This is a genomic window from Caballeronia sp. 11_S32, from assembly GCF_056930355.1.
In genome coordinates, this window is sequence record NZ_JBXOWH010000006.1 from 103,960 (window position 1) to 120,607 (window position 16,648).

The following is a 16,648-nucleotide window of genomic DNA, read 5'->3' on the forward strand; positions in this document are numbered from 1 at the left end:
TTTGGCCTTGCTGCGTCGTTTCTTTTTTTAACTGCTTTTATTTAGAGCTCGTCCGTCGCCATGTCGGCGTCACGGAACAGCAGACGGGTCAGATCCGCCTGCATGACATTCTGGAAAGCGATCTGCGCCGCGCCTTCGGCCACCGGCTTCACGTTCGAGCGGGCGATGGGCAGAAACGCCTGGAACACGCGGCGCTGGTTGTACTCGACCCACACGAGACTGCCGTAGCGCGCTGAAGGGCGCTCGTGCACCGAGACGATGTAACGGTCGGACAGCGGAATCGTGCCCCACGCCTGCGCGAACCACGTGTAGAAGTCCTGGCCCGCGAGCGTCACCGTGTCGGTCGTCACGACGCCGCCGAGCTCGTCGCCGAGCGGCTGCTTGCCTTCGATGTCCGCGGTGCGGGCGCGTGGCGTGCCGGAGAGCGTGGCGCTCGTATCCAGCGACGATGCTGCGTTTACCGTTGGGCGCGGCGTGAGAGGCGCGCCATTTGCGGCGGGCTGTGCGGTCGTGTTGCCGATCGCGCCGGGCGTCGGCGTGCTCGGCAGCGACAGAAGTGGTTGTGCCTGCGACGAAGCGTTCACGTGAATCGGCGGCTGCGGTTCCGCATCCTGCGCGAGAGCATTCGCGACGACCGCCGAAACCCCGATGCACACTGCGATGACGCACCCTTTTACGGGCTTGTTGCCCTTCACTCGCTGCATGACTTCCCCGTATGCCCTGGCCGCTATGGTGCTGCCTTCAGGCTTTTGTTTTAAACGTTTCTTTTTATTTGTACGACGGGATGGATTGTCCGTAATAAGTTGTAACGTCTATGTTGCCGGCACCACATTCATATGAAGAAAATTGCAAGAAAAGAAACGGTAATCGAAAGGCTCCCAGACGCGGACATGCCTGCGGTCGGCGAAGCGGCCCACGCGGTCCACGCGAGGCGAAAGATGCCGGCCTTTATGTGTTCGGCGGCGGTATCAACGAGGACGTCGCGCCGCTGATGATAGCCGCGGACGGCACCATCACGAATTGGACCTATCCGGCAGAGCAAGGAGATAGACGGCGGCTTCTGCCTTCTAGTTGCCAAGCCCTGCCTGACGACGAATGCTGGCGCGTCGGCCTTTGCTGACGTTCAGCGTTCAGCCGCCGACCGGCCGCTGCAGGTCGCTCTACCGTCATTTGAGACGCGGCGCACTTGTATGCCGGCTTCCACGAAGTCCGAATGAGTCTTCGCGACCCTTCTCGGTCATCTGTTTTCACGGCTTTCTAAAAGCCAGATGCGGAAGGACAACGGTCGCTTCCACGGGCCGCCGTTATGCACTTCTGTAACGTGCAGTGCAGACAACTGTCTGTCGGGTCTGGCGCCAATTACTCGCGCACATGGCCGTGCCCATCGGGTGCAATGTCCCGCCTTGCCGATCAAGTCTTGCCGATGGGGGCGGCGTGTACCGGTGACCGCCACCGGAATCCGTCAACTCGTAGCTTCGACCCAATGGTGTCCGCACCTCCTCCGTCAGGGGTCAAGATCGCCGGCCATCGGTCGTAAACGACCGGTGTGGGCTATCGTCAGGTCCAAAGCAAAGAAATTAACAACCAAAAAACGGTGAAGCATGGGATTGATCAAGGGGTCGTTCAAGGTAGTGAGTAACGTGGTGACGCTGGGCGGCGCAGCGCGACTAGAAGAGGCGAAGCAGACATACCACGAACGCTACGACACTTACCAGACCTTGCATACTGATGCGAAGACCTACGAAAAGCGGATTCAGGAGCAGGTGCGCTCGATGGGAGCTGCTCTGGCCAAAGCGAAAGCAAAGATCGACAAAGCCGAATCCGTGCTGAACAAAAGCGTCCGGAACACGACGACTCTAGACACCGGCATTGTGACGACCACGACCACGTTGACGAAAGTCGCCAAATTCAAGAGCGACTACGAGGCCGTCTCTGCTGTCGGAGCTGGTACGGTTACCGGCGGCACGCTTGCGGTCGGTTCGTGGGCGCTGGTATCTGCGCTGGGAACGGCCTCGACCGGAACGGCCATCGCCGGCTTGTCGGGTGCGGCCGCGACCAACGCGACACTCGCTTGGTTCGGAGGCGGCGCATTGGCTGCGGGAGGCGCCGGAATGAGCGGCGGCGCGCTCGTGCTGGGCGGAATCGTGGCGATTCCGCTCGTATTCATCGCTGCAAAAGGCACGCACAAGAAAGCGAAAGAGATTGAAGACGAAATCGCGAAAGTGGAAGCGGCCACGACCACGCTGAGAGAACAACTTGACGCGATGCCCAACTTAATTGCGGCAGTGGAAGCACGGGGAGGCGAGACCAACGTCGAATGTCAGGCATTCGCGGCGAATGTCTCGCGACTGATCAAGGCTATTCGTCCATGGGGCATCCTGAGCTTAATCAAGCAGAGAATCTACCTTCGGTTCGGCAAAAATCCGTTCTCGGACAAGCAGCTTATCGCGCTGAATGAACTCGATTGCAAACTCGCCGAATTCCTGCTTTGGTTTCACAACAGCAAACCCACGCAAGAAAAAGCACAGCCTAGAACGCTGGTCGGCCTCATTTCCGACTGAAAACTTGGGGACGCCCCCATAGCCTTTTTCGAATGAATGTGCGCAGTGGCCTTTATTTGCTTCGCTCGGCGAAGGCTTCTTGCGGGAAGTGTCTGAATGGAATGCTTTGGAAACACAAGCGGCCGGCTGAATGTCCGAGCAGAACGCATACCAAACATTTCTTGCGAGCCAAGGCCCTACTGCGACGACTGCTGGCGGGTCGGCCTTTGCCGACATTCACGAATCGTTTGTCATGAGGCGGCTTCAGTTCCTGTTCCGGTCGTTGAAAGCTCGGACGATCGGAGGTCAACGGTCAGTTCCCGACGCTCAACGGTCTCTGCGAACGTAGCGATGCATCGGCTGCTCCAAAGACGTGGACAACGTTCCCAGCAAACTCTCGTCGACGCTTCACCCACTGCTGTCGATCGCTCTCGGAAAAAATATCCTGCACGAACCATAAAGATTTATCACGAGTGGGCGATAACTAAAGCGCTGCCCTTTTGATTCGGTTAAATTCTCCGCGCGCTTAAGGATATCTCGTGCCGTCAATTCTGTTCGATGTAGCTCACGATGAAGCGTTCGTCCGTTTGGGCGCCCTCCCTCCTGGGCAACAATGGTCGTCATTCGACGCGAGTCGCGATGAGGCTATAGAAGGCCACGCCTCGATCTTCGCCACCTCGATCTGGAACTACCACAGCATCAAGGACGAAAAAGGCAAGCGCATCCCGACAGACTTGGCAATTTGTGAAGATCTTAATGATGGGACGCTTTGGTACAAGTTCAGCAAACCACCTGCTGGAGCGCAGCGCAAGACCTGGGTAGCCCATTGGAACAGGCTTCAGTTGGCAATTCAGCATGGCCTCCAGGTGAAAGGCGTTCTTAAAGACGTCAAGACCCGTCGTTGCTCTCTGGCGCATCAGTTCGCTGGAGTTCAATTTCTCCCGTCTTTGACCGATGATGCTTTATGGCTCGAATTGAAGCCGCTCTTCTCGAATCCTATCGAGACCCGCAAGCTCGACATTGATCAGGTTGTCCGTCGACCCAAGCCGCCGTTTGAACTCGCAGATTTCGAGAGGGCCGTGGAGCAAGCCCGTCAAAGCAGTTCTGACGAGCGGAAGCGGAGACTGGCTGTCGCAAGCAAGATCCCCAAGCGGATTACGGTTACGACTTGGGCCTTTATGCGCAATCCCGATGTCGTTGCAGAGGCTCTCCATCGTGCCAGCGGAAAGTGCGAGAGATGCAGGAAGCCAGCGCCATTCACCAAGAAGGCGGACGGGACGCCATACTTGGAGGTTCACCATCGCATAAGACTCGCCGACGGCGGCGAGGACACCGTCGCGAACGCCATCGCGCTCTGTCCAAACTGCCACCGCGAAAGTCACTTTGGCTAGCCGTTGGCTCTGCGCCCGGAGACATCGATTTCTTACCGACTCGCCGCTGCGCCTTGCCGCTGGATGTCTCGACGTCCAGCGGCCTCAGGGACCACTTCTGACATTGAGAAACAGTGTCGTGCGATGAGTGAGCCCTGAAGCCTTGCCCGAGCGAAGCCCAGACAATCGGCCTTTGCTGACGTTCAGCGTTCAGCCGCCGACCGACCGCTGCAGGTCGCTCTGCCGTCATTGGCGACGCGGCGCACTTGACCGTCGGCTTCCGCGAAATCCGAATGAGTCTTCGCGACCCACTGCCGCCGTTCGCCAATCGGACGCCTTGTTGGCCGGCATTGTAAGCGGAGCAGACGTTCGAAGACACGATGCATTGATGCTTCAGTACGAGATCCGCCCCCGTCAAACTCCGTTAGCCAGCAGCGCATCCCGAGCGATCAGGAAGTTGAGGCGGCCCGCGACGAGATTCACGTTCGTACGCGAGCGCTTTCCGCGCGAAAGATCGGCCCGTTTCTCGACGCTACATAGAATCCGCATTTGCTTCGAATTCTGACCGACGGCTTCCTGACCCTCAGGACCGCTGGAATTTCCCGCGATGCGCGTATCGTCGTCCGCGAAACGCTGCATTTCAAGCCAAACGTAGATGGAGTTTGCAGAATGCCGTAACCTCTCTGCTAACGCGGCGAAGCCAGCGCGTCTTCTGACTGCTGACGCACCGTACCTCAATGTCAGTTCTTGGATGATGGTCTATGCGCGAATCCGACGTTCAACTCGACACCGACGACATCCGGGTCCATTACGTCTGCTACCTAGTTTGTGCAACGCTAGTGTCGTACGGACTTACGCAAACATGGTCACTTTCTCACTTAGTCGAATCTACGCGCCTGTGGCAGGCACGATCGACAATATCCTTTTCCTGGATGACGCGCATTCAGCTCGGCCAACTCGCATTGAAACTCTGCAGAGAACATGTCAAACAACGGCGACGCTACCCCCAAGTCGAAAATTTTTTCACATCGACACTTGAGTTGGATTTAACAAGTGCCGACGTGATCGAATTGTGGGCACGCTGTCGAGAAGCGATCGGACCGCAATGATAATGATGAGGGCACGCGTAAAGAACAATGCCTGATCCGCTCGCGGGCCACGCAACACTTACGCCTGCTCAAGCGATACCGATGCTAGGATCAACTCGAATTCCTTTACCAAGTCTGGATGATGAGCTAAGAGATACCGCATTATTTCTTCGTTCTCGAGCAATTTTGACAGGTAACCGCGAGCCAGCACTAGGTTCAAGACGTCCTGACCGAAACTCTGTTCTGCAAGCTTATACCTGCTTTGCAGATTGCTCATCTCGCGCTCCATCTTCGCGATCTGCTCCTGGCTCGCAACGACGCGGCGAGGGCGTCGCTTCCCTTCGACTAGCCGATCGGTCGGAGTTGCAGCCAGCAGGGCTTCCGCATAGGCAGCAGTAACGTTGTTCGCCGCTAGCATGAGCTCAATACATTCTACCTGCCGCGTTGGCCTCATTCTCCGAATCACGCGAGAAAGGCTTGGGGAAAATTGCTGGTCCTTAAGAAGGTCAATCGCCTCCGGACAGATTCCGTCCAACAAGGTCGCCTTACTGATGATGTGAGAGAGATTGACACCAAGTGCCTTAGCTAGGCGCTCGGGCGACGCACCTCTTTCCATCGCGCGTCGAATCATGTAATGCTCTTGTAGGGCCGATAGTCGATTCACCCGATTGTTGTATGTGTAACCTTCGTCATCAGTTGATACCAGACACGCCGCATGAGAAATACCAAGCGATTTTAACGCTATGAGTCGCAGATGTCCGTCCAAAAGGACGAAGCCACCGAGGTTCTTGTCCTCGGGCATGACTGACAGCGGCTCAATGAGGCCGACCTCTTGGATTGATGAGACAATCTGCTTGAACTTCCTTGAACTTGCTAGTCCAGCACTTGGCTGCCTTGACGGCAGGACCGAGTCTAACGGAACACTAATCGGCTCTGGAATGAAACCCAGTTGAATTCGGCTCATGCTGCGCTCCCGGGCCATACGCGGTCTGCCAAGTATTTGGGTAATGAGCTGATTGCTTCAGCGCGTAACAGATTCACGAAACTCTCTTCGGCGAACAGTTGACGCAGCGCTCCGACAATGAAAAGCAATCGCTGTTGCGTGAAGTCTGCCTTTCTCACGAGCGCCTTCTGGCGTTTGGCCTCGTTTTGATATGTTCTGACCAGTCCGCTCGCCGTGAGCGCGGACCTTTTCCCTGGAGGTTTGTGAATGATTGACCTGCCAAGTAATTGCCGCTTCTCGATCACATGACGAGCTCGGACTAGCTGCCTTCCTCGAAGCTGCCCGTTCTCGTATGCTTCCTGGAGCGCGCTTTGGACAGCGTTATCATCGTCGCCCGCACGAACGATCGACAGCGCAGCATTCAACGGAATCGCGCCACTCTCAACCGAAACGAGTAGGCGCTCCTCACCGTATTTAAGCAATGTCAAAATTCCTTGAATGTAGGATGCAGTTAAACCCGTTTTTTCAGAGATTGCTTTTGCGGCATATCCTCTTTCAGCCAATTGCCGGATACCGAAAAGAAGTTCGAGCGGACGGTATTGGCGACGCGCGATGTTCTCCGCGAGACTCATGATAAGCGCGTCCTCGTCGTCGACGTCGACCACTAGAGCGGGAATCTCGCGCTCTCCCAAAGAGGTGAACGCGGTCAAACGTCCCTCCCCACAAATGAGGATGAAGCGCTCAGTGCCGTCTGCTGCTATCCGCGAAGTAACGACGATCGGCTTTTTGAGTCCAATTGCCTGAATGTTTCCGACGATCTCCTCAAATATCCGACTGTTACGGTCGCGGTGATTGATTATCTCGATGCGGTCGATCGGAACACTCCGGATTACGAGTGAATTCAGGCATGTATTCATGCTACCCTCCGAAGCCGCGCGCGTTCAGCCATACGATAAAGGTAGTCAAGAGTGTCGAAGCGATACGTTTCGAGCTCTATGGAGTTTCGTTCGGCCAGTTGGATGTCACGTTGTCCAAAGTCGACACGCGGCAGCAAATAATAGTCGTGTGGTAATTCGTTTCCGTCCTTCATTCTTACGGCAACCGTTATGTCGGGGAGCAAGCTGGCATCAAATCGAACTTTCCATCTGCGTGTCGCCAAGCCTACGTGCTGACAACGCGCCAAGACGATCGAAACCGTGAATTCTCGATTGATATACAGCACATCCGTGGCAGGATCTCTCACAGATTCGCCACCAATCTCGGCGATTAATCGCTCCGTATTATTTACGATCTCCGGATGCAGTCTGCGAAGAAGTCGGTTTATCTCGATGTATTGATAGTCTCGGTCCGGCGTGAATCCTACGGCCTGATACGCTTTAACCAGACTGCCAAAGCGGTAGGAGTAGACAGAAGAAGACGGCATCCCCTCGGTTTCATCAATTACAATTCCAGAAAGAAAGCCGCGTGATTGATAGAGCTCCCTTAGACGCTCCAACAATTCATCGCTAGAGTATCGATGCGCACGGGCTCGCATGATCCCTTGAGCTATGTAGAATATGTCTGGTGACAGGACGGGCTTAAACGCTCTGTCTTTCCTGATCCACATTTCGGGCGGATTGGCCACCCTTAGCTTTTTGAGTTTGAATGAAACCTTGTTGTAGATATTGTTACCGATATATTTTTCATTGGTGAGAACTTCATGTACCGTCGCTCTGCTCCACACACGATCGAGATCAGTTCGGACATTCATGGAGTTCAATCTCGCCGCGATTTGGGCTTCGGATAAAGATTCCTCGATGAACCATTGATAGATCAGGCGAACGATTCCAGTCTCGCTTTCGGGGCCTGGCATTAAGACTACACGGTCTGTTTGCAAGCTTTTACGTTCGCCCCGTGCAAGTTCCGACTTAACCAGCCCACCCTGGTCGAGGAGAACTCTTCTTAGGCCGAAGCCGGCCGGCCCTCCTTGTCGGAAGCCGAGCTCGATCAAACGGCATTGACCGGCGAAGACCTTCGTTGACAACTCCCGGCTGTACTCTCCGGCCATTGCCCTTTTGACACCTTTGACGATGGTCGAGACAGGAGATCCGTCGTTCTCAAATTGTTCAGCACAATAAACAACATTGATGCCAGCGCGCCTGCACACGTACTCGTAATACGCACTCTCATCTGCATCCTGAAATCGTCCCCAGCGGCTGACGTCATATACCAGTATCACTTGGAAGTCCACCGTGCTTGCTTCGACGTCGTGGATGAGCCGCTGCAGTGCTGCGCGCCCGTCTAACCTAAGGCCGCTCTTGCCTTCGTCTGCATAGGTCGCAACGATCTTGAGCCGATGCTGATTGGCATAGTCTCGAATCTTTGATCGCTGGTTCTCTGTGGAATACTGCTGGTGTTCGGTCGACATGCGAACATACTCGGCAGCTCTCATATAGGGGCCGCCTTCGCACACCGTGGGTTCAGAATCGCCTGCCATTCTTGCCACCATCCGATGACCCGCTTCATGTGTACCGTGGAGTTCGTCCAAGCGAACTGCCTATTGAGGCCCTACGGACCGGAGCGCTACGCGTCGGAATCAGAGTAACAGCGCGTAACCTTAGGTGGCACGAGTCATCTATTTACAATCTTTCCGCAGGAACGCCCTCCGTAGCTTTCAGCACTGTGAGATGAACGATCCACGCGTGCATCTTTGCGCGCAACGAGCTCGACACGGCCGTCAATACATAGGTCCCTGATCGCAGGTAGGAGTCGAGCGCCCAGACGTCCATCTTTGCGCCGTCACGTCGATCTGATGTCCGCTTCTTCTGTTGCTCACGGTTGCGAACCACGTATAACGGATGTTTCTCCCGATAAGACTTCCAGTAATCGGAATTCCGCGCTCGCCAATCGGCACTGGCTCGAAGCTGATTTTCCCGATAGTCGCTGTCAGACCGCAGGCGCTCTTTCTGCCAGAGCCTTCGTCGCGTGAGCTGACATTCGTGACTGGAGCAATACCGCTGATTGGGGGATTGCGGCCGAACTTTGAATCGCCTTTTGCAATTCCCGCAACGACGGAAGACATCCATTTTTCGCTCCCAGAGTCAGATTCACGGGCTTCGACTCGGGCTGATGGACTAATTACGCATTTAGCGGAGGGACGGGGTGCTGGTCCACTTGCCAACGGATTTCGGAATGACAAACTTCGAAAACCGTGGGATTTCGTCTGCACATTAGTTTGAGAATCTTCCCCGCGCGTAGATTCCCCGAGATCTGCGACATGCTAAACCACAGGGTGATCTCGTCTTCCTACCGCCTCGCTTTTGGCAAAGGTTGACAACAGTGCCGCTGTGGTCGCTCCAACGGCGCAACCGGCCGCTCTGAATAAACTTTCAGCCCTATGATGTCAGCTTTCAGAGATTCTTCGAGGACCGCTGTTGGTCGACTCCGGGAAATCGCCCGCCTCACCGTGATCGCGTAAGCACGCCCTCGGCTTATCAGAGGGCACCCGGCTTAAGCGTGTACGAAAGCAGGGACTACTCGCGCCATCGCTTGACCTTGGGTACGCCCGACGAAGCAGCTGCCGCACGCTCACGCAGATAATGATGCATCTCGCTCCAGTCGAGCCCCGCGCCTGTCTGCACCAGCTTCGCGACGCGCGCGTTCCCCTCGTCGAGGAACGCTTGCCGTAGTTCTTCCTTCGCCCCCCGCTCTGCGATGGCGTCGAGCATGCGAGACAGAACGTCGAAGCCGACGGCGTCTGCCGAAGATTCGGTTGAAGTCAAGCACAACCACGGATTTGACCACTCACACAAGCGGGGCCATACGAACAAGCATACGAGCTAGGGAATAACCGGCGCATGCACACGATCTAGTAGATGAGGCACACTGAATGGGTGATCGAAATGGACATCATCGACATGGCCCGCGCATCGGGACTGACGGTCATTCTCGATGGCAGAATCGGCCACGAAAAATACCAAAGCGTATGCGGGTCGGTGTCGGCGTTGGAGCGATTCGCCGAGAATCTGCGACAGTACACCGCGAGTCAAACTGTCTGCGCTGCGCATCCCACATCCGGAGCCAAGAAGCCACGTCAGTCAAGCTGGAGCAGTAACATTTGCGGAGGTAACCGATCCAACCGCGGTGCTGCTTCAACGCGCGTCGCACAGCCATCACCGGAGTCTGAATTGGGAAGCTCCGGCCAGACGTACGCCATACGCGCGAATTGAGGCTTTGTGTGCAATCCGCTCTACGCCGCTTGCAGTTCGCGTCTGGGGTGGTGCTGTTGACCTACCTCCTTCTGCACCTCGTCAATCACGCACTCGGACTCTGGTCATTGGAGCTCGCCGGACGGGGTCTCGACGTGTCGCTTCGGCTCTGGCGCAGCGGGCCCGGAACGATCGTGCTGTACTGTGCCGCTTTCGCACATTTCGCATTAGCGTTGCACACAATATACGGGCGCCGACATTGGGCGCTGCCTGCCGCTGAATGGATCCGACTCTGGGCAGGCCTTAGCTTGCCGCTGCTGCTTATCCGTCACGCAGTGACAACCCGACTGGCATCCGCGCTCTATGGCTTCGAGCCCAACTATGAACACGTGGTCATCATGCTCCTCACGAGCGGCACGCAGGGCCTTCAACTTGCACTGCTAGCCCCTGGGTGGGTCCACGGGTGCCTCGGACTATGGTTCCGGCTACGCCACTATTCGCCGGCGTCGACGATGAAGCCCGTCCTGCTTGCATTCGCAGTCCTGCTGCCACTACTCTCCGCCGGAGGTTTTATCCGGATGATGCGAGTAGCCGAGACGAAGCACTTGTTATCCTCGGCCGCCGATCCGAAGTTGCTTACCCATCACGTTGCCTTGGACGCGTGGCGTCACAATCTCATCGCTCTTTACCTAACACTGATCGTCAGTGCGTTCATCGCCGGCCGAATCCGCACTCAGCTTGAACGTCAAAGACTTCATACGAGTCGGTGAATCTATTCACACGTACAATCGACGGCTCGACTGCCGCGCCCTCCTGCCGAGTCTTCCTCCCATAAGGGGCAGTTGCTGAGGCTCCACGCCCAGATCGCGCGTCTTCCAGCACTGCTGACGGGGTCCACCTCGCGGCGCGATTGACCACAAATCAGGGCCGTGCCGGGACTGGGCGGTGCATTGATTGCGGCCGTGTCGCTGTCGCTCGTCATGAAGCTGCTCACATCGCCGGTGTCCGTGCGAAAGCGCGGACACAGTGAAACGCACAACAAGACACCTTTCGCTTCTCCGAGGCAGTTCTAAGCTCCTTTACCAGTCATGTAGCGCCGCTCAATTTCCTCTGATTACCGAACCTGCGCGGTTCGAGAGGAGTAGCGGGATCCATTTTGGAATTGGAAGAGAAACCACTGCTGGGGACGCCTATAGCGAGTCCGAACCATAGCCTGGAGTTTCGGCACAGCCTGACCCCATTGCGGCCAGCGTAACGTAGAAATCGAGGGCGTCCACATCGGCGCGGAAATCACCTTTGGCGGCCCCGCGCGCCAAGTCAATCACGGGCGAAATCGCCTCGGTCAGTTTTTGCGAGCGCTCGAGGTACCGGCCTTCATGAAGATTTTCGTTGTTGATGAGGTTCACCCTCGGGGTCTCTTCTGGTTTTCGGCTCGTTCATGGTCGTCGCCTCCGACGATGCGAGATACACGGGGATTATGCGCGTAGCGCCTCATGGCTGGCCTCCGGCGCGTCCGCCGGTTCTTTTCGCGCGACGAAGTCGCCTCAATGGTGATAAACCGTATTATTACGCATGGTTTTAATGACGCGAACGTCAGAGCGTTGCCCTACCTTCGCTTTTTTAGGCGGTCGATTTATAGCCTTTCGCACCTTTTTAAGCAACGCGACACTTGGATCGCGTGACATCCCGATTTTCTCGTTCTGCAAGCCCCTCAATACAGCGTTCAAGTGCTGAAATCTGAGCCAATTGCGTGGGTAGCAAAAAATAGCCAACGCGCATTTCTCGAAGACGTGCGATCCAATAAGCGGGGCCAAGCGGAAAGGAGTTATCCTTCGATGCGGTTAGAATTCCTACAATTTTTCTTAGATGATCCAGCTCGCGATCAGCTTCATGCGAAGAGCGATGTTGCATACGGAACGGCGGTGCTTCGCTGGCTTTACGACTTCGTTTTTTGGCAATCGCTTTCATGCACGAGGACTCTGTGATTCAACTTCTCGAGCATATGTGCGCGGATTCGAAGTCAAGGCGAGCGCCGCCGAAGTAGGCTGATGCGCTGTATCGTCACGATGCAAGCCGAGCCCGTCCTCGGTCGGCGTTTGGCGCAGCGAGGCACGGCCGCACCGTAGGTGACGCGCACATTGGTTTGGCTACGGAAAATCAACCGTCGTCCTTGCCTTCGTTGACGGCACCTACTGCACTTCGGAGGACGGGCGCGAACGATTTCTACCAGGGATTTACGGCATGGCCGCTCGACATCAAACCTCTCCGACAATGCGTTGGCGAATTCCTAACTGCAGTGCGACAGGGGTGATCTGGTCCGCAGAGATCGACGCGACGAAAAGTCGTGCACTCACGGTGCGTCACGCAGTCGCGAGCGTGCCGCCGCAATCGATTGGTGGAGCTTCGCCTTAAGCGTCTCGCGTGGCGGCAACACCGTCAGGTATTCGGCGACGTGTATTCCGCTATTTCCCAGTTCCAGCAGTTCGATCTGCTCCTGCTTTTTGCCAGCACATAAGATGATGCCGATGGGCGACTGTTCTCCTGGTTCCTGCTCGTGCTTCGCGAGCCAGCGGAGATAGAGCTCCATTTGACTCTTGTACTCAGCCTTGAATGCACCCAGCTTGAGTTCGATCGCAACAAGGCGCCGAAGCTTTCGGTTATAGAACAGCAGATCCAGATAAAAATCGTCGTCGTCGATCTGCAGGCGCTTCTGCCGCGCGACGAAGGAAAATCCCGCCCCCAGCTCGAGCAGAAACTGCTCCATCTCTCGCAGGATGGCGTCTTCCAGATCCCGCTCCAGGTAGCGGTCGTTCAGCCCGAGAAAATCGAGCACGTACGGATCTTTGAGGACGACTTCGGGCGTGAGCTCCCGCGTTTCCTTCAACTGCGAAAGTTCGTTCCGGATCACATCGGCCGGCTTTCGCGAAAGCGCACTGCGCTCGAACAGCATCGACTGGATGCGTTCGTGTAACTGTCTCGACGACCACCGCTCGAGTCGGCATAACTCGATGTAGTAGTCGCGCTTGAGCGGATCATCGATATACATCAGCGTCTTGAGATGGGTCCAGCTCAATTCTCTCCGCAGCGCGGAGAGAATTCCCTCGTCCGAAAAGACCTCCGCCGCCCTCATGCAATGTCGCAACTGCTTCTCGCTCCATCCACGGCCGTAGGCCGCCGTCAGTTGCCGCGCCAGCCCGTCGAGGACCTGCTGTCCGTAATCGGCGCGAGCGCCCCCGAGCACACCTTCGCTGATGCGACGACCGATCTGCCAGTACAGAAGCGTGAGTTCGGCGTTCACCGTAACGGCGACGCGAGAACGTGCGCTATCGATCAGCCGCCGTACGTCGTCGACTAGAGAGTCGGGAACCAATTGAGTCATAAATCGATGCAGTCAGTGTGGCAGCGAAGCGGCTGAGGAGAGCGGCCACGTTACCCGAAACCGTTCAAGCACGAAACCCTGACGACGTCCGAGACTCTCCGCACTGCGGAGAATTTTCCTGCGCACACCTCTCATGGCCAGAGTGACCCTTGCCCTGCTCAAGGACCCTGTATATAGTAACAGTACTGTATTTATATACAGGCACATCGGAGGCGATGATGGAGCACCTGGTCAGGGTCTACAACGAAAAGGACCGCCGAACGCTCGAGTGGCTTCGGCGCAAAGTCGGCGATGCGGCCATTACTGTCGCTGCGGAGAAATGCGGCAGATCGGGAAAACCATATCTTTCTGCCCTCTGCAGATACTTGGGCGTGAGAGCCCCAGCGTTCCCGCCCCTGTCTCGCCAAACACCGAGTCCAATAGCCGAAGAGTCTCTCGCTGCCATCCGTAGCATTCTCGCCGGGCCGTCAAGTTCGACTATTCCCACGCGTGGGGCCTTGCATTGATGGTCTGGCCATCGAGGTCGCGACGGATTTGAGACGTGCACAACGACCATCCAGGTTTTATTGTTCCACCGATCGACTAAACAAGGGGACGAGTCGCGGTCGATGCTTGTCCGGCAGCGCACACCCCAGGAAGGAGCCGCGGCCGCCCGCCGGGATTAGCCCGTAATACTTGCCGTTCGCTTCGTAGGTGATCTGGGTCGCCTGTCCGCTAGCGGGCAACCGCGCTTCCCCAGAGCTTTTCACCGGTGTCGGTGCTGAAGGCGCAGGTAACACGGCCCGACGCGAAAGAGACGGCGTGACATCCGGCGGCGCACCGCCGTCGTCTAGCTGACGAAGACGATGTCGTGGTCGCACGAATCTCCGCACGAGAAATACGCGATGCGCCCTACCCGCAGATGCAGCAGCACTTGTTCGAGCCCGAAGACTTCGCTGCCATTGCTCTGCCTGCCGACTACATTCGCACGAAACGCCTCGGCTCCCTCGCGCTTGATCGCCATGAGGCGACGAATCGCGCCTTGCCGGGTGGTGAAGTATCGATTCATGAACGTTCGCGTCGTTTTTGCCCACACGATGGTAGCTCGGCCTCCCTTAAGCTAATGTTATGCAGGACACACCGCAGTCCGACAGCGTTGGAAATCAGTCTACGCCACCATCAAACAACCATGACATTCAAGATCAAAGCAGCGGACCTCAAGCGCATGGAAGAGGGGCTCGATATCCTAAGCGCGCAGCGCATCCGACTGGGACAGGCGGTGGGGGTGTTCAATGAAGCACTCGTCTCCGCGCGCGCGACGCTCCAGGCTGCGGTCGATGACTACAATCAGAAGGGCAGAGATGTGCGCGCGGATTTCGAGAATGTGCACCGGGCACTCGAAAAAGCCTACGCCGAGCGTTCGGACGACTGGAAAGACGGCGAAAAGGGCACGGCGGTGAAAGAATGGCTCGACACACTCGAATCGTTCCCTGAGAACATCGTCGAAGTCTCGCTTGACGAGTTCATCGACGAACTTGAAATCGAAGACCTGATCGGCGATGACCCGAGGGACGACTTCAAGGACGTGGACAAGGAACCGGGCGAAGCATGAAAGCCGCCCAAAGAAAAATCAACAAGCGCGATGCCGAAACCAATCAGAGTTCGGCCGCCTTCGATCCGCACCGGCACACACATGTTGCTTGAGTGAGGACTTCGGGTTGAAACGCCGCTCCATCCTGCCCCGCCTCGGCATTTGGCGCACAGCCGTGATTGATTGACGATGGACCCGTGCGCACGGAATTCTCCCGTGTCAGCGAAGCAACGGCTGGCCGAGAGAGCAACCATCCCCATGGCGTATTACTATGGACCTTCGACATCCAGGGACGACCGCATTGGAACCTTTGACTTCACCGCATGGACTACGAGGGTTCGCGCACCTGATCGAGTCGTTGACGCAGAAGCATCAGGATCCTGCCGAAGGCCACGCCGTATCGGATTCAAGTGATTCGCTTGGTGCGAAGGATCCGCTGGTCTCGCAAGTGCCCGAGCAGGCAGAGGCAACGCTGCCGGCAACATCGCAGCGCGTGTTTGTGTTTCCCTCCAACAAAAAATCTCGAGCGGCAACTCGAAAGTAAAGCCGGTGACAAAACCGGACCCGGTCATCGATGCTGCACTTTCCGTGTTGCCATGTAGGCGTCAAACAGGCCCGTATGCAGCCGGCTCAGTTCTTCGCGTAAAGCGACCAGCTCGCGCTGGTCGCCTTCATGTTCGCGGCGCAAAATCTCCCCGAGTAAAGCCGTGGCACGCGACGCCGGCAGATCTCGCTGCACGCGCGCCTCGCCCAGCCGACTCGCGAGCGCTGGCTTGACGATCAGGAGCCAGGCTGGGAACCACACGTAGTCGTCTATTTCGCCAGTACCGGAAAAATCAGCATCGAAGCGCCGACGCAGCGCATCCAGCGAAGCGTCCCGAAGCCCGGCGATCAATGCGGCGAACCTTGACGGTGCCAGCCACGCCAACTCTGCAAACAGCGGCCACGCCGCATCGAGGCCAGCCGCTTGATAGCGCGCTTCGGCCATCCAGGCGAGTGGCGACGAGATGCGCCACCACGATTCGATCGTGTTGACGGCGTCAGTCGCCGCCAACCAGTCCCCTGCACGAAGCCATAATGGCGCGGCGTGACTTTCTGCGTCTGTCCCGCAAAATACTAGCGGTGCAGCACGCTGGGCGAGCGAGTGCCAGCAAGGTGTCGACCACGCAAGCACATCTCGTGTTGGTAGCACCCGAAGAGCCGCAGGCATCACCTCATCCTCGAGGTGTCGACGTACCGAGGCCAATTCCGCGTGGTCGGTCAGCGGAAGGCTTGACTCGTTCTCGAGTTCGCGAACAAGCACCGTTATCGCAGGCAGCGCGCTGTCGTCAGGATATTCATTGGCGAGCTGAGTCAGTGAGGCTCGTGCGTCCGCCGCATGGCGACTCTGCAATCGCTCCACGACGTCATTGCGCAGTACCACGTCGCGACTGTCGGCGAATATGTCGAGCTGTTGCATGCTTTGCTGCATCGTCGTCGCGCTCAGGAATGTCGTCGATGAGGAGCGATCAGGCTAATCCATTTCCACGCGTCAAGGAAGCGGTCGCCGGTGCTTTCGTCGTTCTCTTCAT

General features: G+C 56.9%; 14 protein-coding genes. 5 read left to right on the forward strand and 9 right to left on the reverse strand.

The genetic code is table 11. The features are described from left to right. Positions 1 to 41 precede the first annotated feature (41 nt). A complete protein-coding gene (locus tag AC1Z32_RS39145) occupies positions 42 to 704 on the reverse strand; it encodes a CsgE family curli-type amyloid fiber assembly protein (RefSeq protein ID WP_483484234.1) in 663 nt (220 codons plus the stop codon). An 897-nt stretch (positions 705 to 1,601) separates the two neighbouring features. Here AC1Z32_RS39145 and AC1Z32_RS39150 point away from each other — a divergent pair. Together AC1Z32_RS39150 and AC1Z32_RS39155 are read left to right on the forward strand one after the other, a co-directional pair. Beyond that, the gene (locus tag AC1Z32_RS39150; RefSeq protein WP_483484235.1) at positions 1,602 to 2,561 is read left to right on the forward strand and encodes a hypothetical protein; all 960 of its coding nucleotides are present in this window, start codon (positions 1,602 to 1,604) and stop codon (positions 2,559 to 2,561) included. Positions 2,562 to 3,079: 518 nt separating this feature from the next. Next, positions 3,080 to 3,931, forward strand: a complete 852-nt coding sequence (locus tag AC1Z32_RS39155; protein ID WP_483484236.1) for an HNH endonuclease — start codon at positions 3,080 to 3,082, stop codon at positions 3,929 to 3,931. A 1,146-nt stretch (positions 3,932 to 5,077) separates the two neighbouring features. On the opposite strand, the gene AC1Z32_RS39160 is transcribed toward AC1Z32_RS39155, so the two are convergent. The 4 genes from AC1Z32_RS39160 to AC1Z32_RS39175 all read right to left on the reverse strand — a co-directional run bounded on the left by AC1Z32_RS39160 (position 5,078) and on the right by AC1Z32_RS39175 (position 9,648). Next, positions 5,078 to 5,962 carry a plasmid partitioning protein RepB C-terminal domain-containing protein gene (locus AC1Z32_RS39160; protein WP_483484237.1) on the reverse strand — a complete coding sequence of 295 codons (885 nt, stop codon included), beginning with the start codon at positions 5,960 to 5,962 and terminating at the stop codon, positions 5,078 to 5,080. After that, the gene (locus tag AC1Z32_RS39165) at positions 5,959 to 6,858 is read right to left on the reverse strand and encodes a plasmid partitioning protein RepB C-terminal domain-containing protein (protein ID WP_483484238.1); all 900 of its coding nucleotides are present in this window, start codon (positions 6,856 to 6,858) and stop codon (positions 5,959 to 5,961) included. The genes AC1Z32_RS39160 and AC1Z32_RS39165 overlap by 4 nt, the downstream gene beginning before the upstream one ends. Next, entirely contained in the window at positions 6,855 to 8,417 is a 1,563-nt protein-coding gene (locus tag AC1Z32_RS39170; RefSeq protein WP_483484508.1) for a recombinase family protein, read from the reverse strand. Before AC1Z32_RS39170 ends, AC1Z32_RS39165 begins: the two co-directional genes overlap by 4 nt. A 1,036-nt stretch (positions 8,418 to 9,453) precedes the next feature. Next, complete coding sequence (locus AC1Z32_RS39175) at positions 9,454 to 9,648, reverse strand: hypothetical protein (RefSeq protein ID WP_483484239.1); 195 nt, start codon at positions 9,646 to 9,648, stop codon at positions 9,454 to 9,456. A 509-nt stretch (positions 9,649 to 10,157) separates the two neighbouring features. Between AC1Z32_RS39175 and AC1Z32_RS39180 the strand changes: the two genes are divergently transcribed. Then, complete coding sequence (locus AC1Z32_RS39180) at positions 10,158 to 10,898, forward strand: hypothetical protein (protein ID WP_483484240.1); 741 nt, start codon at positions 10,158 to 10,160, stop codon at positions 10,896 to 10,898. A 420-nt stretch (positions 10,899 to 11,318) separates the two neighbouring features. Here AC1Z32_RS39180 and AC1Z32_RS39185 read toward each other — a convergent pair whose 3' ends face one another. The 3 genes from AC1Z32_RS39185 to AC1Z32_RS39195 form a co-directional block, all read right to left on the reverse strand. After that, positions 11,319 to 11,534, reverse strand: coding sequence for a hypothetical protein (locus AC1Z32_RS39185; RefSeq protein WP_483484241.1), 216 nt, complete (start codon positions 11,532 to 11,534; stop codon positions 11,319 to 11,321). Between the two features lie 247 nt (positions 11,535 to 11,781). After that, a complete protein-coding gene (locus tag AC1Z32_RS39190) occupies positions 11,782 to 12,096 on the reverse strand; it encodes a hypothetical protein (RefSeq protein WP_483484242.1) in 315 nt (104 codons plus the stop codon). 382 nt (positions 12,097 to 12,478) lie between these two features. Continuing rightward, a complete protein-coding gene (locus tag AC1Z32_RS39195; RefSeq protein WP_483484243.1) occupies positions 12,479 to 13,507 on the reverse strand; it encodes a PDDEXK nuclease domain-containing protein in 1,029 nt (342 codons plus the stop codon). Positions 13,508 to 13,725: 218 nt separating this feature from the next. Between AC1Z32_RS39195 and AC1Z32_RS39200 the strand changes: the two genes are divergently transcribed. Together AC1Z32_RS39200 and AC1Z32_RS39205 are read left to right on the forward strand one after the other, a co-directional pair. After that, the gene (locus AC1Z32_RS39200) at positions 13,726 to 14,013 is read left to right on the forward strand and encodes a CppA family protein (RefSeq protein ID WP_483484244.1); all 288 of its coding nucleotides are present in this window, start codon (positions 13,726 to 13,728) and stop codon (positions 14,011 to 14,013) included. Between the two features lie 344 nt (positions 14,014 to 14,357). Then, complete coding sequence (locus tag AC1Z32_RS39205) at positions 14,358 to 15,098, forward strand: hypothetical protein (protein WP_483484245.1); 741 nt, start codon at positions 14,358 to 14,360, stop codon at positions 15,096 to 15,098. A gap of 547 nt (positions 15,099 to 15,645) precedes the next feature. Here AC1Z32_RS39205 and AC1Z32_RS39210 read toward each other — a convergent pair. Next, positions 15,646 to 16,536: a hypothetical protein gene (locus AC1Z32_RS39210; protein WP_483484246.1), complete on the reverse strand. Its 891-nt coding sequence runs from the start codon at positions 16,534 to 16,536 to the stop codon at positions 15,646 to 15,648. Between the last annotated feature and the right edge of the window lie 112 nt (positions 16,537 to 16,648).